This window comes from Paraburkholderia sp. BL18I3N2 (assembly GCF_003001875.1).
In the GTDB taxonomy this organism is placed as follows: domain Bacteria; phylum Pseudomonadota; class Gammaproteobacteria; order Burkholderiales; family Burkholderiaceae; genus Paraburkholderia; species Paraburkholderia phytofirmans.
Genome location: NZ_PVNC01000002.1, coordinates 668337 through 689309, shown reverse-complemented (window position 1 = coordinate 689309; position 20973 = coordinate 668337). Strand labels below are relative to the sequence as shown.

General features: G+C 64.8%; 21 protein-coding genes. 5 read left to right on the top strand and 16 right to left on the bottom strand.

The genetic code is table 11. The features are described 5' to 3' along the window. Positions 1-9: 9 nt before the first annotated feature. The 8 genes from B0G75_RS09025 to flgB form a co-directional block, all read right to left on the bottom strand. Entirely contained in the window at positions 10-1206 is a 1197-nt protein-coding gene (locus B0G75_RS09025; protein WP_106303739.1) for a flagellar basal body P-ring protein FlgI, read from the bottom strand. Between the two features lie 2 nt (positions 1207-1208). Beyond that, a complete protein-coding gene (gene flgH / locus B0G75_RS09020) occupies positions 1209-1907 on the bottom strand; it encodes a flagellar basal body L-ring protein FlgH (protein ID WP_041759058.1) in 699 nt (232 codons plus the stop codon). Positions 1908-1956: 49 nt separating this feature from the next. Then, positions 1957-2745 carry a flagellar basal-body rod protein FlgG gene (flgG, locus tag B0G75_RS09015; RefSeq protein ID WP_012434703.1) on the bottom strand — a complete coding sequence of 263 codons (789 nt, stop codon included), beginning with the start codon at positions 2743-2745 and terminating at the stop codon, positions 1957-1959. A gap of 83 nt (positions 2746-2828) precedes the next feature. Continuing rightward, positions 2829-3587: a flagellar basal-body rod protein FlgF gene (gene flgF, locus B0G75_RS09010; protein ID WP_012434704.1), complete on the bottom strand. Its 759-nt coding sequence runs from the start codon at positions 3585-3587 to the stop codon at positions 2829-2831. Between the two features lie 20 nt (positions 3588-3607). After that, on the bottom strand, positions 3608-5119 hold the full coding sequence (locus B0G75_RS09005; RefSeq protein ID WP_106303347.1) for a flagellar hook protein FlgE: 1512 nt from the start codon (positions 5117-5119) through the stop codon (positions 3608-3610). A gap of 43 nt (positions 5120-5162) precedes the next feature. Then, positions 5163-5885 (bottom strand): flagellar hook assembly protein FlgD, encoded by a 723-nt coding sequence (flgD, locus tag B0G75_RS09000; RefSeq protein WP_106303344.1) that lies wholly within the window; start codon positions 5883-5885, stop codon positions 5163-5165. A 10-nt stretch (positions 5886-5895) separates the two neighbouring features. After that, positions 5896-6321: a flagellar basal body rod protein FlgC gene (gene flgC, locus B0G75_RS08995; RefSeq protein ID WP_012434707.1), complete on the bottom strand. Its 426-nt coding sequence runs from the start codon at positions 6319-6321 to the stop codon at positions 5896-5898. Positions 6322-6413: 92 nt separating this feature from the next. Then, positions 6414-6908 (bottom strand): flagellar basal body rod protein FlgB, encoded by a 495-nt coding sequence (gene flgB, locus B0G75_RS08990; RefSeq protein WP_106303341.1) that lies wholly within the window; start codon positions 6906-6908, stop codon positions 6414-6416. A 217-nt stretch (positions 6909-7125) separates the two neighbouring features. On the opposite strand from flgB, the gene flgA reads away from it, so the two are divergent. The 5 genes from flgA to B0G75_RS08965 all read left to right on the top strand — a co-directional run bounded on the left by flgA (position 7126) and on the right by B0G75_RS08965 (position 10642). Further along, positions 7126-8646 (top strand): flagellar basal body P-ring formation chaperone FlgA, encoded by a 1521-nt coding sequence (gene flgA / locus B0G75_RS08985; protein WP_106303338.1) that lies wholly within the window; start codon positions 7126-7128, stop codon positions 8644-8646. Positions 8647-8847: 201 nt separating this feature from the next. Beyond that, the gene (flgM, locus tag B0G75_RS08980) at positions 8848-9201 is read left to right on the top strand and encodes a flagellar biosynthesis anti-sigma factor FlgM (RefSeq protein WP_106303336.1); all 354 of its coding nucleotides are present in this window, start codon (positions 8848-8850) and stop codon (positions 9199-9201) included. A gap of 94 nt (positions 9202-9295) precedes the next feature. Then, entirely contained in the window at positions 9296-9742 is a 447-nt protein-coding gene (locus B0G75_RS08975) for a flagella synthesis protein FlgN (protein ID WP_106303334.1), read from the top strand. Positions 9743-10052: 310 nt separating this feature from the next. Then, positions 10053-10235, top strand: a complete 183-nt coding sequence (locus B0G75_RS08970) for a type II toxin-antitoxin system HicA family toxin (protein WP_106303332.1) — start codon at positions 10053-10055, stop codon at positions 10233-10235. Continuing rightward, positions 10232-10642 carry a type II toxin-antitoxin system HicB family antitoxin gene (locus B0G75_RS08965; RefSeq protein WP_106303329.1) on the top strand — a complete coding sequence of 137 codons (411 nt, stop codon included), beginning with the start codon at positions 10232-10234 and terminating at the stop codon, positions 10640-10642. The genes B0G75_RS08970 and B0G75_RS08965 overlap by 4 nt, the downstream gene beginning before the upstream one ends. Positions 10643-10702: 60 nt before the next feature. Here the strand turns inward: B0G75_RS08965 and B0G75_RS08960 are convergent, their stop codons facing one another. The 8 genes from B0G75_RS08960 to cheZ form a co-directional block, all read right to left on the bottom strand. Then, positions 10703-11437: an RNA polymerase sigma factor FliA gene (locus B0G75_RS08960; protein WP_012434714.1), complete on the bottom strand. Its 735-nt coding sequence runs from the start codon at positions 11435-11437 to the stop codon at positions 10703-10705. Between the two features lie 28 nt (positions 11438-11465). Next, entirely contained in the window at positions 11466-12335 is an 870-nt protein-coding gene (locus tag B0G75_RS08955; RefSeq protein ID WP_106303326.1) for an AAA family ATPase, read from the bottom strand. Then, a complete protein-coding gene (gene flhF / locus B0G75_RS08950; protein ID WP_106303323.1) occupies positions 12328-14244 on the bottom strand; it encodes a flagellar biosynthesis protein FlhF in 1917 nt (638 codons plus the stop codon). Before flhF ends, B0G75_RS08955 begins: the two co-directional genes overlap by 8 nt. A 328-nt stretch (positions 14245-14572) precedes the next feature. Next, positions 14573-16675: a flagellar biosynthesis protein FlhA gene (gene flhA, locus B0G75_RS08945; RefSeq protein ID WP_106303318.1), complete on the bottom strand. Its 2103-nt coding sequence runs from the start codon at positions 16673-16675 to the stop codon at positions 14573-14575. Continuing rightward, complete coding sequence (gene flhB / locus B0G75_RS08940) at positions 16672-17883, bottom strand: flagellar biosynthesis protein FlhB (RefSeq protein WP_106303315.1); 1212 nt, start codon at positions 17881-17883, stop codon at positions 16672-16674. The genes flhA and flhB overlap by 4 nt, the downstream gene beginning before the upstream one ends. Before the next feature lie 243 nt (positions 17884-18126). Continuing rightward, positions 18127-19416 (bottom strand): DUF3443 domain-containing protein, encoded by a 1290-nt coding sequence (locus tag B0G75_RS08935; protein ID WP_106303312.1) that lies wholly within the window; start codon positions 19414-19416, stop codon positions 18127-18129. 15 nt (positions 19417-19431) lie between these two features. Beyond that, entirely contained in the window at positions 19432-19977 is a 546-nt protein-coding gene (locus B0G75_RS08930; protein ID WP_106303309.1) for a DUF2844 domain-containing protein, read from the bottom strand. 285 nt (positions 19978-20262) lie between these two features. Further along, a complete protein-coding gene (gene cheZ / locus B0G75_RS08925) occupies positions 20263-20973 on the bottom strand; it encodes a protein phosphatase CheZ (RefSeq protein ID WP_106303306.1) in 711 nt (236 codons plus the stop codon).

The following is a 20973-nucleotide window of genomic DNA, read 5'->3' as shown; positions in this document are numbered from 1 at the left end:
GTGTCTTCCTTAGATGATTTCCAGGTCGGCGCGCAGAGCGCCCGCCGCTTTCATCGCCTGCAGGATCGACATCAGATCCGCGGGCGTCGCACCCAATGCGTTGAGCGCCTTCACCACTTCGGCGAGATTGGCGCCGGCGGTCACCAGCTTCAGTGCACCGTTGTCCTGCTTCATCTGAATCTGCGACTGCTTGGCCACCACCGTCTGACCGTTCGAGAACGCGCCCGGCTGGCTCACCACCGGCTGCGTATTGATCACGACCGAGAGGTTGCCGTGCGCCACCGCGCAGTTCTGCAGCGTGACCATCTGATTCATCACGATCGAGCCGGTGCGCGCGTTCAGGATCACCTTCGCGGCGGCCTGAGCCGGCTTGACGTCGAGATTCTGCAATTGCGCCATGAAGGCGACCTGCTGCTCGGGATCGCTCGGCGCACGCAGTTGAATCGTGCGGCCGTCGAGCGCGGTGGCCGTGCCGCCGCCGAACGCATTGTTCACCGCGGCCACGACGCGCTGCGTGGTGTCGTAGTCCATCTCGTTCAGGTCGAGCTGCATGGTGCCTGCTTGCGACACCGAAGTCGGCACCGCGCGTTCGACGATCGCGCCGCCGGCGATGCGACCCGCGGCGAGTGTGTTCACCTGCACCTTGCTGCCGTTGGCGCTCGCGCCGGCGCCGCCGACCGCGAGATTGCCCTGGCCAAGCGCATACACCTGGCCGTCGGCGCCCTTCAGCGGCGTGAGCAGCAGCGTGCCGCCGCGCAGGCTCTTGGCATTGCCGAGCGACGACACGGTCACGTCGATCGCTTCGCCGGGACGCGCGAACGGCGGCAGCACCGCCGTCACCATCACCGCGGCGACATTCTTCAACTGGATGTTCGACAGCGACGACTGCGAATTGCTCGAACCCGCCGCCTGGTTGTTGATCGAGATGCCGAGGTTCGCCAGCATGTTGGCGAGCGTCTGCGTGGTGAACGGCGTTTGCGTGGTCTGGTCGCCCGTGCCGTCGAGGCCGACGACGAGGCCGTAGCCGATCAGCGGATTGTCGCGCACGCCCTGGATCTGCACGAGGTCCTTCAGACGTTCGGCATGGGCAGGCGTGGTCGCCGGCAGCGCCGCGCAGGCAAGCGCGACGAAGGCGAGCGCGCGGCCGAAACCGGCGAGGCGGCCGAGTTGGGTGCGGATGCGTGTACGGAAAAGGACGGTACGCATGATCACCACGGCGACACGTTGAGGAAGAAGCGCTGCAGGAAGCCCATGTTCTCGGATTCGTCGATATAGCCCTTCGCGGAATATTCGATCTTCGCGTCGGCCACCTGGGTCGAGTACACGGCGTTCAGGTTGGAGATCGTGTTGGGATTCACCACGCCGGAAAAGCGCACGAATTCATTGCCCTGGTTGATCAGCATCTGCTTCTCGCCGCTCACCATCAGGTTGCCGTTCGGCAGCACGCCGGTCACCGTGACGGTGATCACGCCGCTGAACGTGTTCGACGCATTCGCACCACCCGTCGCGGCGAACTTGTTGGCGCCGTTCGCGCTCAGGTTAACCTTGCCGAACAGGCCGCCGAGAAAGCCGGCGGTCGGCACGTCGAAGTTGGTGTTGCCGCTGCGGTTCACGCCCGCGCCCGAGGACTTCGTCGCGTTGACGTTTTCCTGGATGACGATCGTCAGAATGTCGCCGACATTACGCGGCCGCTGGTCTTCGAACAACGGACGGCCCGCGTAACCCGGGTTGTAGATCGAGCCCGGCGACTGCGCCGACGGCGGCATCGGCGGCAGCGCAGTCATCGGTTGCTGCGTGATGGGCTGCTTCGGCACGAGGCCGCAGCCACCCAGGGCCGCGAGCAGCGTGAGCTGCACGAGCGCCTGAGCGGTGCGCGAATGAACCGGATTACGAGAGAAGTGCGACATCATCATTACCGCCTGTTTTGCTGCCTGTTTGTTGCCAGTCCCTTGAGCCTTAGACCTGCATCTGGCTCAGGGTCTGCAGCATCTGGTCGGAGGTGGTCACGGCCTTGCTGTTGATTTCGTAAGCGCGTTGCGTCTGGATCATGTTCACCAGTTCCTGCACCACGTTCACGTTCGATGCTTCCACGTAGCCCTGATTCAGCGTGCCGGCGCCGTTCAGGCCCGGCTGCGCGACGTTCGGCGCACCCGACGAAGCGGTTTCCGCGAACAGGTTTTCACCCTTCGCATCGAGACCGGCCGGGTTGATAAAAGTCGCAATCTGCATCGAGCCGAGCTGCTGGCTGTTGGTCGAACCGGCCACCGTGATCGACACCACGCCGTCGCTGCCGATGGTGAGCGAGGTCGCGTTGTTCGGGATCGTGATCGCGGGGATCACCTGGTAGCCGCTCGACGTCACGAGCTGGCCTTGGGCATTGGTCTGGAACGAACCGTCGCGGGTATAGGCGGTCGTGCCGTCGGGCATCTGCACCTGGAAAAAGCCCTGGCCGTTGATGGCGACGTCTTTCGAGTTGCCGGTCTGCTGCAGGTTGCCCTGCGTGTACAGACGCTCGGTGGCGACCTGCTGCACACCCGTGCCGAGCTGGATGCCGGACGGCAGTTCGGTGTTCTGCGTCGAGTTCGCGCCAGGCTGGCGGACGGTCTGATACAGCAGATCCTCGAACACCGCGCGCGAGCCCTTGAAGCCGTTGGTGCTGACGTTCGCGAGGTTGTTCGAGATCACGTCCATCTGCGCCTGTTGCGCATTCATGCCGGTGGCGGCGATGTAGAGTGAGCGATTCATGGTTCTTCCTTTATGAAGACCGGAGCGGGTGCGTCAGCACTAACTCTGGTCTCATGCAACGTAGTTGCAGCGCCTGAGCGCCGTTAGCTAAAGCTGAGCAGCTGGTTGGCGGACTGATCGTTCTTGTCGGCGCTTTCCAGCAGCTTGGTCTGCATCTGGAACTGACGCGCGTTGGTGATCATCGAGACCATCGCGCTGACCGGATTCACGTTGCTGCCTTCGAGCGAGGCCGGCGCGAGCGTGACGGCCGGATCGGCGTCGGCGGCATTGCCGTCGGCGGTGCGAAACAGACCGTCGTCGCCGCGCGTCATGGTTTGCGGATCCGGATTCACCAGCTTCAGCTGATCGACCGTCACCACCGCGGTTGGCGGATCGCCCGGCGTCAGCGCGGACACCGTGCCGTCCTTGCCGATGGTGATTTCCGCGCCCGGCGGCACCGACACCGGGCCGCCGTTGCCGAGCACCACCTGATTGGTGGCGTTCACCAGCTGGCCGTTTTCATCCACATGCAGATTGCCGGCGCGCGTGTAGGCTTCGCCGCCGTCGGCGGTTTGCACCGCCAGCCAGCCCGGCCCCTGAATCGCCACGTCGAGCGGGTTGCCCGTCTGCTGGATCGGCCCGGGCGTGTAATCCGCACCCGGCGTCGACGACAGCACGAAGGTGCGGGTGGTGTTGTCGTTGATCGAACTGCCGTCGCCGAACGACATCGGCACGGCGCGGAAAGTCGCCAGTTGCGCGCGAAAACCGGTGGTCGATGCATTGGCCAGGTTGTTCGCGACGATTGCCTGCTGTTCGAGCGCCTGCGTACTGCCCGACATCGCGGTGTAGATCAGCCGATCCATGGTGGGTTAGTCCCGGTCGCTTACAGGTTGATCAGGGTCTGGTCGACGGTCTGCTGGGTCTTGATCGTCTGCGCGTTCGCTTGATAGTTGCGTTGCGCGGTGATCAGGTTCACCAGTTCGCTCGTCAGATCGACGTTCGAGTTTTCCACCGCGCCGCCTTGCAGCACGCCGTGGTTGGTCGAGCCCGGCGCGGAAATCTGCGCGACGCCCGATTGCGAGGTCTGCTGAAACTCGTTGTTGCCGAGGTTCACGAGACCGTTCTGGTTCGAGAAGTTCGCCAGCACGATCTGGCCGAGCGCAGCGGTTTGCTGGTTCGAATAGTTGCCGGTCAGCGTGCCGTCGGCGCCGATCGTGAAGCTCGTCAGCGTGCCGGCCGCGTAGCCATCGGGCTGCAGCGAGTTCACGCCGTCCTTGCCGCCGTACTGCGTCGTGCCGGCGATGTTCAGCGTCAGCTTCTGCGGCGTCGACGAACCGTCCGTGGTCGGAATCGAGAAGTTGTAGGCGAACGGCGTGGTGGTGGCGACACCGGCTGCGTCCGTCGTGCCGAGCAGCGTGCCCGACGAGTTGAAGTTCGCGTGGCCGATCAGGCTCGCCGTGCCCGTCGAGGTGCCGGCATACACGTTCCACGTGCCGGCCGACGTCTTGGCGAAGTACATGTTGACCGTCTGCGAGCCGCCAAGCGAGTCATAGACCGTCGTGCTGGTCGAGTAGTTATACGTCGACGAGCTGTTCTGATTGAACGCCACCGGAGTCGGCGCGATCGCGACGCTGTCGCCGGTCGCCGGTGTGCCGTTGAGCGTGATGGTCTGACCGTTGCCGAGCGAGATCGCCGTGCCCGCCGTGTACGTCGCGGCGGCGGACGTCGTGCCGAGCGTGGTGTCGGTGACGGTGTAGGTCGTCGGGCTGGTGAAGTTGACCGTGTAGCTGTCGTTGTTCGTGCCCGAAGCGGTGTTCGTGATGGTTGCGCCGGGCGTCGTCAGCGTGCTGCCAGCGACGAGCGTCGGCGTCACGGTCGGCGTGCCGAGCATCAGCGGGTCCTGCGCATTCAGGTTCAACCCCGCGGTGATCTTGGTAGTGGCTTGCGGCGCGATGTTCGCGGTCGGCACGGTGAGCGGCACGGTCTGCGCGGTGTTGATGATGCCCGAGCTGTTCGCGGCGTAGCCCATCAGTTGCAGGCCTTGCGCATTGGTGATGTTGCCGTTCTTGTCGAGCTGGAACACGCCATTGCGCGAGTACACCAGCGAGCCGTTGTTCGACAGCTGGAAGAAACCATTGCCGTTGATCGCGACATCGAGCGCCTGGTTGGTGCTGGTGATCGTGCCTTGCGAGAACTGCTGCTGCACTTCGGCGAGCTTGGTGCCGATGCCGACCTGGTTGCCTACCGCCGTCGCCACGGAATTGGCGTACATGTCGGCGAATTGCGCGGCGCCGCTCTTGAAGCCAACCGTATTCGCGTTGGCAATGTTGTTGCCGATCACGTCGAGGTCGCTCGACGATGCCGACAAACCACTCAAACCTTGTTGGTAACCCATGACGGTCTCCGTATCTGGAAAGTCGTAACTGACAGAATCTGAATCAGAGGATGGCGGCGACACCGGTCAAGCCGACCGTCGAGCCATTCGAGAGCACAAGGCCCGGCGTACCGTTGGTCTGCATGACGACGCTTTGCACGGTGGCGCCCGTGAGCGTGGTGGCCGTGGCCTGCTGACCGTTGATCGTGCCGACCGCGCTGATCGTGTACTTGCCGTCCGGCAGCGCATTGCCGGCCGCGTCGGTCGGCGTCCAGCCCACCGGAATCGTGCCGGCCGACTGCTTGCCGAGGTCGATCGTGTTGACGATCTGGCCCGCCGAGTTCTTCACGACGACCTGCAGATCGCTGACCGAGTTGGCGAGCTGCACGCCGAACGCGCCGGCCTTGCCGCTCGCGACCGCCACCGAGCTGCCAGGAGCGAGCACGGTCGAGCCGATCAGCAGCGCGGCCTGCGACTGCTGGCCCGCCGACATCTGCGTGGCGAGCGAGCTGAGGGTCGTGTTCAACTGGCTGATGCCCGAAACCGTATTGATCTGCGCCAGCTGCGAGGTCATCTGCGAGCTGTCCATCGGGTTGGTCGGATCCTGGTTCTTCAACTGCGCGACGAGCAGTGACAGGAAGGTATTCTGCAGATCGGTCGCCGAGGTGCCGGACGTGCTGCCCGTCGAACTCGTGGAACTCGAGGCACTGTTCGTGCCGTTCATCGTATCGAGCAGCGTTTGCGACACATTCGTGCCGCTGCCGCCGATGGTGGTGTTGGTGGTCAAGGAGCTCTCCTCAGGTTCCGATCGTGAGCGTTTTCAGCATCAGTGTCTTGGCGGTGTTCAGGGTCTCGACGTTGGCCTGATACGAGCGCGAGGCCGAGATCATGTTGACCATCTCCTGCACCGGATCGACGTTCGGCAACGTGACGTAGCCGTCCGAATTCGCGGCCGGATTGCCGGGGTCGTAGGCGGTCTTCATCGGCGTCGGGTCGTCGACCACGCCGGTGACCTGCACGCCGCCGACCTGCTGGCCCGAAGCCGTGCGCGCGCCGCCGAGCGGGCTGACCGCGAACACGACCTGCTTGGCCTTGTACGGCTGGCCGTCCGGGCCGGTCGTGCTGTCCGCGTTGGCGAGATTCGACGCCGTCACGTTGAGCCGCTGCGACTGCGCCGACATCGCGGAGCCCGCAACACCAAAAATGTTCATCAGGGATGGCATTTCCCGACCTCTCTCTTACCGGTTCGACCCGGCTTCACGTTAATCCCGTAGCGATTGTTCTTGCGTACTGCTGAGTCTGTCGGCGTGGCTTCTTACGAGCCCGACTGGATTGCCGACAGCATCGTTTTGATCTGGCTGGACAACACCGTCATGCCCGATTCGAAGTGCAGCGTGTTGTCCGCGAACTGCACCCGCTCCGTGTCGATGTCGACCGTGTTGCCGTCGAGCGCGGGTTGGGTCGGCACGCGGTATTGCAGATTGCCGTAGTCGTCGGACGGGCCGCCGGTCGGCGTCAGCGTCGACTTGCCGGCCATGTGGCCCGGCGCCGTCGACACCATCGACATGCCGTTCGTCACACCCGCGGGCTGCGTCATGGCTAACGTCGCGTTGTTCGACGCCGCGGTTCCAGTGGCGCCGCCGCTCTTCTTCAGCGCGCCGGCGAGCGACGAGGCGAAGTCGACGTCGCGCGCCTTGTACCCAGGGGTATCGGCGTTGGCGATATTCGACGACAACAGCTCCTGCCGGTAAGCGCGCACATCGAGCGCTTGACGGCCAAAGGCGAATTCGGCATCGAGTTTGTCCAGCATAAGAATCTCCGGAGAACGTTCCCGAGGCTTCCCATGCATGCCTCGCGTGAGGACTGCACCAGGCGGGAAGACCTTTTTGCATGAGGTGCATCTTATGGGCCGAACGCAAGCGGCAATCGGACGAATAACCGGGAAAGGGGGCTTCTATTCAACGTTTACGCAAAGGGGGCGCTCACTAGAATGCAAGGCGTACCGATGCATTCGATGGAGAAATACGATGGACCAGCCCGCCTTCGATCCGACGCACCGCGCGAATTGCGCGGCGGCGCATCGCGTGGGTGCGGGTGCCGGCGTCGCACGGCGTGTGGCGCGCACGGTCTCGCGTCTGCTGACGCGCCTCGTCGTGAATCTGGCGGTGTGGGTTGCCGGCGGCATCGTGCTGCTGCCGGCCAGTACGCAGGCCCAGGAAGCCGGCGGCCCGATCGTGATTCCCGGCCCGGGAGAAAAGAATCCGGCCGCGCTCGCCGATCTGGCCGAGCATATGCAAACCGCGCCGGCCAAGCGCGCCGGTTCCGCCGCTACGTTGGCCGCGGCCACCGCGCAGTCGCTGACGCGGAATTCCACCACTCGCGACGCCGATTCATTCACGCGCGCCGCCAATGCGAGCGGCTCGATCGTCATTCCGGGCGCGGGCGAACCGCCGGCTGCGCCGCAAATGATCCGCACCAACTTCAGGCCCGACGCCAACGGCGTCGTCACGATTCCCGCGCCGGGCAGCGCCAATGCGAACGCCATGGACGGCGTCGCACGGGTCAATGTCGTGCCGGGTTCGCGCCAGGTGGTTCCTGTCGTGGTGACGCCCGAGCCGCAGGCCAATGGAGCACGGCGAGCCGCAAGCGTTCAGCCGGTGGCCGCCAATACACCGCTCAACGCAGCCGCTGGGGCAACCGCGGCGGCCGGTTTCGACAGTTTGGCGTCGCGCGGCGAGCCACCGCAGTTGGGTGCGAACGGCAAGCCGGTGGTGACCCGCGCCGCTGCCACGCCGGTCGCAACGGCTGCGCCTACGCCCGCGCCGGCTACTATCGGCCGCACGCCGGCCTTGCGGCAAGTCGCACCGGCCGTCGCGCAACAGAACCTGCGTCCCGCGACACTCGCGCCAGCCGCGCCGCTGCCCGGCCAACAGGATCCGGAGGCGATCCGCAGCGCCGCGCTCGCATTCCTGCAGCAGCAGTCCGCCGGCTTGCCCGGCAAGGTCGACATCACCGTGGCGCCGGCGTTTCCGCGCGGTCTCGCAGACTGCACGATGCTCGAGCCGTTCATGCCGAGCGGCGCGCGCCTGTGGGGCCGCATGACCGTCGGCGTGCGCTGCGCGGGTGAGCGTCCGTGGACCATTTATCTGCAGGCGCGCATCTCGCTGCACGCCACCTACTATCTGGCGGCACGTGCCATGGCGCCCGGCGAAGTGCTCACCGCCGCCGACCTCGTCGCGCGTGACGGCGATCTGACCGGCTTGCCGCAGGCGATCGTCACGGACCCGTCGCAGGCGGTCGGCTCGGTCACGCTCACGCGAGTTGCCGGCGGCATGCCGCTGCGCCGCGACATGCTGAAAAGCGCGTCGGCGGTATCGATCGGGCAAACGGTGCGGGTCGTGGCAGCCGGCGACGGTTTCGCGATTTCGGCGGAAGGCAGCGCGATGAACAATGCGTCGCCGGGCCAGCAGGTGCGGGTCAAGACCGCCAACGGCCAGATCATTTCCGGCATTGTGAAAGACGGCTCGACCGTGGAGATTCAACTGTGAACCGCTGCGGCGCGCACGCCATGATGGTTCCCCGCGCCACGCCTGTTCCGGCGGGCACGAGCGGCGCGGCAGGCAGCACCAGAATCAGGCCAGCCAAGGGCTCGGGTAGAGATGTAAGGAAAGGTAACGCCTTGATCGATTGCGCTAAAGTTTTGATCAGCGGTAGCCGTTATAAGGATCAAATCGTTCAGGAAGCCAATCGTGAAAGTCGATTCCACAACCAATTCGAATCTGCCGACGTTGAAAGATGCCCTGTCCCGTTCGCAACAAAGCGACGCGACGAGCGCGAACAGCAACGCGCAGAATGCGGGCACGGCCTCGCAGACCACCACCAGCGGTTCGGGCGACGCCAGCGTCAGCCTGTCGGGTCTGTCGCAGCATCTGCGCAGCCTCGCGGCGTCCGGCTCGGCCGATATCGACACGGCGCACGTCGAGTCGATCAAGCAGGCCATCAAGGACGGCTCGCTGAAGATCGATTCCGGCAAGATCGCCGACGGCGTGCTGAACACCGCACGCGAACTGTTGCAAAGCAAATCCTCGTCGACCGGCAACTGATCGACGCATCGAAGTACGGTGAAGTGCCGGGCGGCGTTCGACAAACCCGGCTCGCGGATCAAGCGCGAGCCGTCGTGTTCAGCGAGTTGTTGAGATGAAAGACGCCCTGCTTGCCACCCTCATCGAAGAATATTCGGCCGTCGAGGCATTTGCCTCGATTCTGACGCTCGAGACCAAGGCGCTGACTGCCTTGTCGCCGCTGGAATTGCTGCCGCCGATCGTCGAGAAGAAAACCGAACTGATCGGCACGCTGGCCAAACTCGAAGACACCCGCGACGGGCTGCTCGCCCAGATGGGCTTTCCCGCCGGCTGGCCCGGCATGGAGCTCGCGGCCAGCACCGACGCGCGCGTCGCCGAGCAGTGGACGCTGCTGCAGAAAGCCGCCGAACGCGCGCGACGCTGCAATACCAGCAACGGTGAACTGATCCGCGTGCGGATGGACTACAACCAGCGGGCGCTCACGGCGCTGCAGGTGGCCGTGCCCCAGAAGGTCGGCTTCTATGGGCCGGATGGCCGAATTCCCGCGCGTCCCGCCGTGTAAAGATCGTCGCTGGACCCGCATGGCCTGACACGTGGGCCGGACTGAAACAGATGGATTGAAAAGGGCTCGTCTTTTGACGAGCCCTTTTTGCTTTCAGGCACTCCGCTTCGAGCGCGCCGCACTCCTTCACGCACACGTTAGCCATCCGGCCAGGTGGCGCGAAATCGCCAGCCGCGTTGAAATCACGGCTTCCCCCTTACTGAGTTGCTCCGCCGTCCGGGCTTTTTTAAAGGCTATCCGGACGTGCATCAACGGAGTGCTAATCACTAGCGAGGTTGTGTAATGGTGTGTATGATTCGAGGAGTGCAGTATGAAAAGCGCCGAGGTCGTGAAACTCATTCAAATGGCGGGCTGGCAGCTGGTCCGCATATCGGGCGGCCACCATCATTTTCGTCACGCGGCAAGAACCGGTCTCGTGACCATCCCGCATCCGAAGAAAGATCTTCCGCCCGGCACATTGAACAGCATTCTGAAACAGGCGGGCCTGAAATGAAAAACCTGACTTTCCCCATCGCGATTGAACCGGGGAGTGCGGATCACGCGTTCGGCGTCATCGTGCCGGACATTCCGGGCTGTTATGCAGCAGGCGATACGCTGGAAGAAGCCTACGCGAACGCCAAGGAGGCCATCGAGGCCCATCTTGACGTGCTGCTCGACGAGGGCTTGCCGATTCCCGCGCGACGCACGCTGCAAGAGCACAGGCGCAATCCCGACTATGCGGATTTCACGTGGGGACTTGTCGCCACCCGGAATATTCCCGCCTTGAAGAAAGCGGTACGTATCAATATCTCGCTGCCCGAAGCGCTGGTCCAGGACATCGACACTTATGCCCAGGCGCGTGGCATGTCGCGCTCGGCCTTTCTGGCACTGGCCGCGGAACATGAAATGGCCGAGGCATGAGAAACAGCGGTTACGCGACACGCCGCTCACCGCTCATCCACGCCATCGAATACTCGAACTTCAGGTCGCCTCAGCGTTCGCCCAGGCCATCTCACGCAAGCGCGTACGCAAACGGGCCACGGCCTGGCTGTGCAACTGGCAGACTCGCGATTCGCTGACTTCCATCACCGCGCCGATTTCGCGCAGGTTCATGCCGCGTTCGTAGTACAGCGACATCAGCAGCTTCTCGCGGTCCGGCAGGCGGTCGATCGCCTCCACCAGCGCTGAGCGCAAGCTGTCGTCGAGCAGCGCCGACAGCGGGTCCGAGTGATCGACGCAGTAGCGGTCGAGGAACGGCTCGTCGTCCGCCGAACGGTCGAAGTCTTCGTAATAGATCAGCTGGCTGCCGTGCAGATCCTGCAGCATCGACTGATACTCGTCGAGTGGCATTTGCAGATGCTCGGCAATCTCCGTTTCGCTCGCCGAGCGGCCCAGATTCTGCTCCACCTTGTGCACCGCCGTTTCCACTTCACGCGAGGTGCGCCGCAAGCTGCGCGGCAACCAGTCGTTGCTGCGCAACTCGTCGAGCATCGCGCCGCGAATCCGCTGGCTCGCGTAAGTCTCGAACTGCGCGCCCTGGTCTTCCTTGTAGCGGCCTGCCGCGTCCAGCAGTCCGATCATGCCGGCCTGGATCAGATCGTCGAGATCGACGCTCGCCGGCATCTTGGCGACGAGCTGCAAGCCGAGGCGACGCACCAGCGGTGCGTACTTCGTCAGAACTTCGGCTTGGGAAATCTTTCCCTGAGCGTTATACATCGTGCTCCCCTTGTCCTTGTGCCGCCACTCAGGCGTGCTGCGCAGACGGTTGGTCGGCGTGTTGCGCCGCTGTAACTGTCGCAGGCGCCAACCAAGGCGTTTGCGACGACATCGCTGGCCGCATCGGCCAGTACTGCAACTCGGCGGCGAGGTGCCGGAAGTCACGCGCAGCCGGTGTCGACGGAAACGCATCGACGACACAACGCGACAACTCCAGGGCTCGCGCCATCCGCGCATCGGCGGCAATACAACCGGCGTCTTCCAGCGCCACCGTCAGGTAGCGCCCGGCCACGCCGGCCAGGTTTGCAAACGCGGTATGCGCGTCGTTCACGCTCTGCACGTGGTTCACCAGCACGCGGAACTGCGCGATGGCGTGCGCGTAGTGCAAGCGCTTCATGCATGCGTAGGCGTCGGTGATCGCGTGCGCGGCCATGCGCGTGACGATCATCACGTCGTGCGCCTGCCTCGCGAGCGCCGAGAGATGACCTTGCGCATCGAGTTCCGCGTCGATCAGCACGACGTCGGCGGAACCGCGCAACACCACGCCGAACTCGGCGGCCGTATGACCTTCCCGGTTCGGACGCGAGGCGGCCAGCACCGAGAAGCCAAGCGAGTGCCTTGCGGCGGCGTCGTCGAGCGTCATCTCGCCGCGCATCACGGCGGCAAAATTGCCCGCGCCGCGCACGCCGCCGAGCATCGTGCTCACCGACTTCTCGCCGAGGCATTCGTCGATCACCAGCACGTCCTTGCCCTGCTGAGCCAGCGCGGCGGCGAGGTTCACCACCGTCGTGGTCGAGCCGACGCCGGCCGAGCCGCTCGTCACCGCGATCACACGCGAGCCGCTGCGAGCCAACATCCGCCGCAGTCCTTCTGCCTGATCGGAGATGAGCTTATCCAAAGCGGACCTCGTGCAATTCGGCCGTGGAACGTGCGGACAGTGCGGACAGCAAAGCCGGAATGTCGTCGTCGTGCGGTACGAATGGCGAGTTATCGCGCGGTATGCAGAAGGTGCTCTTGATCAGGAATTTCTTCGTCGCGACGTACAGGTTTTCCGGCACCTTCTGACCGGTCGACACGTAGTGCACCGGCAGCTTGTAGCGGATCACCGTATCGAGCACGCCGCCGAGATTGGTGGCTTCGTCGAGCTTGGTCAGAATGCAGCCGGCGAGCGGCTGCTGATCCGGCGCGCGCTGATAGGCCTGCACGACTTCGTTGAGCGTGTCGCCATGGCTGGTCGCGTTGAGCAGCAACAGGCGCTGCACCGGCTGACCGGCGTGGCACAGCATTGCGATCTGGTCGGAGACGAGGCGGTCGCGCTGGCTCATGCCGATCGTATCGATCAGCACGATGTGCTTGTTGCGCAGCTCGGAGAGCGCGAGTTGCAGGTCGGCGCCGTCTTTCACCGCATGCACCGACACGCCGAGAATCTTGCCGAAGATGCGCAGTTGTTCGTGGCCGCCGATCCGGTAGCTGTCGGTGGTGAGCAAGGCAACCTTGCTGGCGCCGAAGCGCATCACGCAGCGCGCGGCGAGCTTGGCGGTGGTCGTCGTCTTGCCGACGCCCGTCGGGCCCATCAGCGCGAACACGCCGCCGCGCTCCATCAGCGCGTCTTCGTCTTCCATCACCGGCAGGTTCGAATCGAGCACCGAGCGGACCCAGTCCATGCCGCCGTCCATGCTCTCGATGTCGTCCGGCAGGTTGTCGACCATCATCTGCACGAGCTGCGCGGAGAAACCGGCGGCGAACAGATGCTTGGTGAGCGACGCGCGCACCGGGTTGCGGCGCTGGCGCTCGCCCCACAGCAGGCCGGCGAAGTGTTCCTCCATCATCCCGCGCATCGACGACAGCTCGCTCATCACGGTGTCGTTGACCACTTGCTCCATGCGTGCCTTGATCGCTTCGGCGACCGAAGCGGGCGTGCGGGCGTCTTCGTTCGAGGACGGCGCCGGTGCGTTTTTCTGCGCGGCGCGGCGCGCGGCGGCTTGCGCGCCTTCGCGCGCCCAGTCGGGCGTGTCGACGGCCTGCGGCGCGGCGGGCTTACCCGGTTCGACGGCGGCGCCAAGGCCCTTGGCCATCGCGGCCGCCGGCGACATCGCGGCGGGACGCGCGCTATATGCGCCCTCCTGCTGCTGTTCGGCCGCGATACGGCGCGCGTGGTCGATCAGCCAGGGATTCGATTCGGCCATCGTGCGCGGCGCTTGGGCGTCGGCACCCGGCGCGGCGGGCGCAGCCGGCACGCCGGCCGCTTTGAGCAGATCGGCGCGGATGTCTTCAGTGAGGCGCGAGGCCGCGGCGCGGGCACTCGGTTGCTCGGGGGTGATGGGTTTCGACGGCACGGCAGCGGCTGCCTTGATCGGCGCCGCTGCGTTGACGGGCGCGGCCGGCTTCACGGCGGCGCCCAATGCATCGCTCGCGTCGTCGTCGGTGTGGTCGGAGTGGGAAGCTCCGTTGCCCAGATTCTCCGCGCCGGCCTCCGGGCTTGCGCCGAACACCGACGAGAACACATCGGGCATGCCGCTCGCATACGGATTCGCCTGCATCGGCGCTGCCGCCGGCATGGCGCGCGGTGCGGCCAGCGCGGGCCGTCCAGCCATCGCATTCATCGATCCAGCCTGCAGTGCGCCGGCGCCTGCGCGCGGGACTTTCGGCGAGAGGGCGGCGAGGTCGCTGTCGGCCAGTGCGACGATCTCGACGCTGCCGTCGTCCATCGTGCGATTGGACAGTACGACGGCGTCCGCGCCCAACGCTTCGCGCACGAGACGCAGCGCATCACGACTGGTAGCACCGACAAATTTACGAATGTTCAAGCTGGACCCCCGATGAGGTAAACGGACTAACGGACCGGCAACATACCGCTTCCCATTGAGATCATTATTGCGAAACCCGTCGAGGCACGATCGATGGATAAAGACCGTTAAACGCGGGCAATTCGGACGATGGAAACGTGCTTCGATTCACACGCACGCCGGTTTGAAACACGCCTGGCGGTGCCGTCGGACGGCGCTTTCGCGGACGCGGCGTGTACGTCGCCGTCTGCTTGCGGCATGAAAAGCCAGGCGCCGGAATGAAAACCGGCGCTCGATGAGCGCCGGCAAAAGACATCGGCCACAAACTGGCCTCGGTGAGCGATACGCGTTACCCGTGCGCGCCGATCAGATTCACCACTTTGATATTGCGCGTGTCGGGCACCTCCGCATACGACAGCACCTTCAGCTGCGGCAGGCTGCGGCGCAGGAAGCGCGCGAGCATCGGCCGCAACGCATGCTGCACGAGCAGTACAGGCGCGAGCCCGAGGTTTTGCTGACGCGTCATCGCCTTCTGCGTTTCGTTCAGCAGCGTATGCGCAAGTCCCGGCTCGAGTCCGGGATTAGAGCCGGTCGAGAGCGCCTGCGAGAGCACCCGTTCGAGATTCGAATCGAGGCCCATCACCTGCATGTCGCCGACGCCCGGGAACCACTGCTGCGTGATCGCACGACCGAGCGCGAGGCGCACGGCGGCGGTGAGATCGTGCGCGTCGGAGATCTTCGGCGTGTGTTCGGAGAGCGCTTCGAGGATCGTGCGCATGTCGCGGATCGGCACGCCCTCTTCCAGCAGGTTTTGCAGCACCTTTTGCAGCGTGGTGAGCGGCAGCGACTTCGGCACCAGATCGTCGACCAGCGACGGCGTGTCCTTCTGCATCCGCTCGAGCAGCGCCTGTACTTCCCGGCGGCCCAGCAGTTCCGACGCATGCGTGACCACGAGGTGATTCAGGTGCGTCGCCACCACCGTGCTCGAATCGACCACCGTGTAGCCGTACACCTGCGCCTGTTCACGCAGGTTCGTATCGATCCAGATGGCCGGCAAACCGAAGGCGGGGTCCTGCGTCGGCGTACCCGGCAGCGCGGCGGACACCTGGCCCGGGTTGATCGCCAGCCACTGGCCGGGATACGCTTCGCCGACGCCCACTTCGACACCCTTGAGCGCAATTCGATAACCGTTCGGCCGCAATTCCAGGTTGTCGCGAATATGAATGACTGGCGGCAAAAAGCCGATCTCCTGCGCGAACTTCTTGCGGATGCTCTTGATCCGCTTGAGCAGTTCGCCGTCCGAGTTCTTGTCGACGAGCGGAATCAGCCGATAGCCGACTTCGAGGCCGAGCGTGTCGATCATCGTCACGTCGTCCCAGCTCGCTTCGGTGTTTTCGACCGGCGCCATCGCGGCCGGTGCGACATCGACGAGCGCCGTGGTGTTCTTGCGCTCCTCGGCGCGCTTTTTCATCGTGCGGCCGAGCTGGATCAGACCGCCGCCGAGAATCAGAAACGCGAAATGCGGCATGCCCGGAATCAGGCCCATCAGCACGAGAATGCAGCCGGTGATCATCAGCACGCGCGGATTGGTGAACAGCTGGCCGGTAAGCTGCGTGCCGATGTCTTCGTTGGTCGCCACACGCGAGACGATCACACCGGCGGCGGTCGAAATCACGAGCGACGGAATTTGCGCAACGAGGCCGTCACCGATGGTGAGCAGCGTGTAGTTCTTGCCCGCCGCCGCGAAGCTCATGTCGTGCTGCACGATACCGACGATCAGTCCGCCGATGATGTTGATCACCATGATCAGCAAACCGGCGATCGCATCGCCGCGCACGAACTTGCTCGCGCCGTCCATCGAGCCGTAGAACTCGGCTTCCTGCGAGACTTCGGCGCGGCGCTTTCTGGCCTGCTCTTCGTTGATGAGGCCGGCGTTCAGGTCGGCGTCGATCGCCATCTGCTTGCCGGGCATCGCGTCGAGCGTGAAGCGCGCGGACACTTCCGCGATCCGCCCCGCGCCCTTGGTGATCACCGAGAAGTTGATCACCATCAAAATGATAAAGACGACAATACCGACCGCGAAGTTGCCGCCCACGAGAAAGTGGCCGAACGACTCGATCACCTGGCCGGCCGCGTCCGGACCGGTATGGCCTTCGAGCAGTACGACCCGCGTGGACGCCACGTTCAGCGAGAGGCGCAGCAAGGTCGAGAACAGCAGCACGCTCGGGAATGCGGCGAAATCGAGCGGCTTCATCGTGTACATGCTGACGAGCAGCACCATCACCGAAAGCGCGATGTTGAAGGTGAACAGCAGATCCAGCAGGAACGGCGGCAACGGCAAAATCATCATGCCGAGGATCATGCAGATCAGCACCGGCCCGGCAAGGGCGCGCATATTGGTGCTGCTCAAGGCATCCGGCCGTCGGGCGAGGAAACCGGCGCGAGCGTTCATGCGGAGGCTCCTGAAGCGTCGTCGTTAGTAGCGTTGAGGGTCTCGGCGGCTTCCTGATCGGCTTCGTCGTCCGATACACCGCCCTTGTCGAGTTCCGCGGGCACGTCGAGTTCGGTCGGTGCGAGCGGCACGTCGCCGCCTTCGGTCTTGAAGCGCCGCAACTGATACACCCACGCGAGCACTTCGGCGACCGCGCCGTACAGCGGGCCCGGAATCTCGCGGTTGAGTTCGACGTTGTGATACAGCGCCCGCGCGAGCGGCGGCGCTTCCAGCAACGGCACGTTGTTTTCGGCGGCGATTTCGCGAATCCGCGCCGCCACCAGGTTGACGCCCTTGGCGACCACCTTCGGCGCGCGCATCTCGCCGTCGGTGTATTGCAGCGCGACGGCGAAGTGCGTCGGGTTGGTCACCACCACGTCGGCTTTCGGCACGTTGGTCATCATGCGGCGGCGGGCAATCGCGCGCTGCTGCTGGCGAATCCGCCCTTTGACGTGCGGATCGCCTTCGCTTTCGCGATGCTCGCGCTTTACTTCTTCCTTCGTCATGCGCAGCTTCTTGTGGAATTGCCACAGTTGATACGGCACATCCATCGCGGCGACGACGAACATGCCCGCCACCGTCATGCCGCAGCACACGGCGATCAGATGCACGGTGTTGGCGAGCGCGAGATGCAGCGGCTGGGTTGCGAGCGCGAGAATCTCTTCACGGCGATTCCAGATCGCCGTGCCGCCGATCACGCCGACCACCAGCGTCTTCGCGAGCGACATGCCGAGCTGGATCGGACCGTTGATCGAGAACATCTTGCCGAGGCCGGCAATCGGATTGAGGCGGTCGAATTTCGGCTCGAGGCCTTTTGCCGACAGTTGCCAGCCACCCAGCGCCATCGGTGCGAACAAGGCGGCGACGCCGGTGAAAGCGAGAATCGGCAGCAGCGCGTACAACCCTTCGCGGCTTGCCACGCCCGCACCGATCATCATGCGGCGCGTTTCGAACGCGCCAGCGTGATCGAACGTAAAGGCCGCGCGCAGCATGCCCTGCAAATGCTCGCCGATACTGCCGGACATTCCCCACACGCCGAAGAACCCCGCCGCCAGCAGGGCAAACGTGGACAGCTCCCGCGAACGCACGATCTGCCCTTCCTCGCGCGCCTTCTGCAGGCGCCGGGGGGTGGCTGATTCGGTTTTTTCGAGGTCGCTGTCCTCTGCCACAAAAGCTCTCCAGTCGGCTGAGGCACGGCGCCTCTTTCCAGTGAGAGCGATTATTCCCGCTCGACGCAAGCACCGATCGGCGGATAAGGGCGGAGAAAGTGGGGTATTTCGAGGGATGGAGACGGCCGGAAAGCCAGCCGGTCGGCCTTGCTGACGCGATGCGGCCGCTCGCTGCCGGACCGGACACGCGCGCGGTCTCGCGCGAGCGCCGGTCCGGTCTCAGGCTTCAGTACGACGCGTCAATCAAAACGCCACGAAAGGCGTTTGACCGCCATTCGCCGTCTGATCGATGCCGTAATACACATGGCGGCCGTAGAAGAACGGCAACCCGAGATCGAAGCTGCTGTTGCCGCCGATCTGCCCTGCCAGGTCGTTGAACGCGTAATTGCTGCCGTTGCTGAACAGCGTCGCCGCACTCAGGATGCCGATGCTGGCGTTCGCCTGCGTATTGTTCAGCCCGACCAGCGTCAGCGTCCGTGTTTGCGCCGACGACGGGCAGTAAAAGCCCGCAAAGTTGCTGCCGCACTGCGCGAGGGAGCTGTCGCCGAAGAAGTAGGCGTTCGAGCCCGAATCGAGGAAGGCTTGCACTTTCGTGCCGTTGAACACACTGTTGTCCATGTCGCCGAAAGCGTCGGTGGTAAAAAGCTGGACCCCGGTGAGCGCATTGTTCGCCTGCGTGCCGACGCCGAATACCAATGTGCCGGTGGCCGACGGCGCGCCGGTATTCGACACCGGCGGCATCTGCACGATCACGCCGTTGTTGTCGACCGGGAAATACGGGACCGGATTGGCCACCTGCTGCGCGAGCGGCACCGCCGTGCGGGCGCACGACACGCCGCCCGGACAGGCGAAGTAATTGCTGAAGCTGGCCGCCTGCGCAGGGTCCGAGCAGGTCGTGCCGCAATCGGTCGGCGCCGTGCCAATGCCGAGAATGCCGTTGGCGCCGAGATCGTCGACCTTGTTTTCGGCCGAACCGCTGCCGCAGCCGCGCGTCGGCACCGTGCTCGAATCCTTGTCGCCGATGATCTGCATCGGAATCGCGGCCGTGGTCGTCTCGCCACCGATCGCGATGGTCGCGGTGCGCACCGTGCCCCACGTGAAGCCGTCCGCGAAGGTCGCGCACTCGGCGAGCTGGGCGCCGCCGATGGTGACGGGCTGCAACGCACTGAGCAGCGAGGGGTTCACGACCGAGCTGACCACGCGCAGCCCGTACGAACCGGTATCGACCTGGATATTGTCAATAGTCTGACAATTCGTGGAGGAGCCGGGCGCGCATATTTTCACGCTGACCGCTGGGATATTGATGACGCCGTTCACGCCCCGGCCGACGGTGATGGGCACGGTATTCGCCGCGGTCGCGGCGATCGGCTGCTGGGTCGGACTGGCCGGCAGCGAGCCGCCGTTCAGCGTGGTCGATGAATCGTTGTTGGAGCCGCCACCGCCGCCGCACGCGACGAGCGCGGACACCAACGCCACGGCCGCGACGGCCTTCATCCAGCCCTTGAGCTTCACAGCAATATGCTTGGTTCGCATGTCTCGTCCTCGCTATTACTGGATGTCTGAACCGCTGACGCCGGCGGGCAGCGCCGGAGGCAACCACGCCTGGCCATTGAACGAGCCCATGTGGCCGCCGGAGCGCACCACGAGGCCGCTCTGGTCGACCGCGACCGGGCCGCGGCTGCCGCCGCGCGCCGCGCGCACCGCCTTCACGCCGGCCACGTACTGCGGGAAATAGTTGCCGAGCAGATCGTTCAGATCCGGCATTTGCGGCCCGCGCCAGGCAATGCCGAACACGGAGCCGTCCGAGGCGAGATATTCGCGGACCACGGTGCCGTTGCCGAGCGCCGTTTCACGCACGGTGTAAGACGTCGAAGCTGTAGCGGAAGACCCGGCGTTGGACGCGGAGCGCATCACGCTCTGCGCCGCGTTGACGGCACTGCTGCCGGGCTGAACGATACGTGACGAGACCGACGCGCCCGTAGGCGGTGTCATGGGGGCGCCACCCAGTCCCGCATGAGCGGACTGCACGGCGATAAACGAACAGGGCAAAGCAAGCGCCGTAACGATCCCAGCGCGGCGTACACGACTCCACATGAAGGCTCCTCCCGAGCTGCCGCTCGGCTCGCACGTGGTGCAAACCGGCCGCAAGTCTGCAGATCATACGGCACCGCTGCGGTCGCACTGCGGAGGGTTTGTCCCCATCGCGCCACCGACCGGCGTGTGTCTCCACCGGAGCGCCGTGCCGCTGCTTGAGTTCGTAGTATGCCTGTGGTTTGCGTCGGCAGACAGCAAGCACACGCGGACGCGTGGCTTGCCATGGGTCCTGCTTCGGCCCGGTGCCCTTGGTGGGCGGGCGCGACGCGGCGTCGCGCCGGCAGGTCAGAAGCCGAGGCTGGCCAGAAGATCGTCGACTTGCGACTGGTCCTGCACCACGTCCGTTTTGCCTTCCGGATTGATTTGCGGACCGTTCAGCAGATGTTCGGGGCTGCCGGTCGGCGAGACTTCGGCCGCCAGCGCCGCCGCGTTGGCCGCGAACTGCTCGCGCCGTTCGAGCGCGATGTTCTCGACCAGCACGCCGAGCAACTGCTGCTCGATCAGATACACGACATCCGTGATCTTCTTGATGACCTGGCCGGTCAGATCCTGGAAGTCCTGCGCCAGCATGATCTCCATGAGCTGCGAGTTGGTCGCGCTGGTCGCGTCGGGCACGCCGCGCAGGAAGGTCCGCGTGTCGTTCATCAACGCGCGCACTTCCTCGCGCTCGATCGGCGCCGCATACCACTGCTCCCAACGCGCGTCGAGTTCGCCCGCGTCTTTCTGCAGCTGTTCCTGGATCGGCTTGGCGATGTCGATAGCGGACAGGACGCGCTCGGCGGCCTGCTCTGTCATATCCGCGATGTACTTCAGGCGGTCGCGGGCATCGGGCACGGCTTCGGCCGCACGCTCGACATGCTTGTCGAGCCCGAGCTCGCGCATCGAGTCGCGCAGCGTGCGCGTCAGTTGTCCAATGCGGGCCAGGATGCGGTCGGACGCGAAGTCGCCGCTCTCGTTGGGCGCGTCGGCTCCTTGCGCGTTGGTCGGCAGATTCAC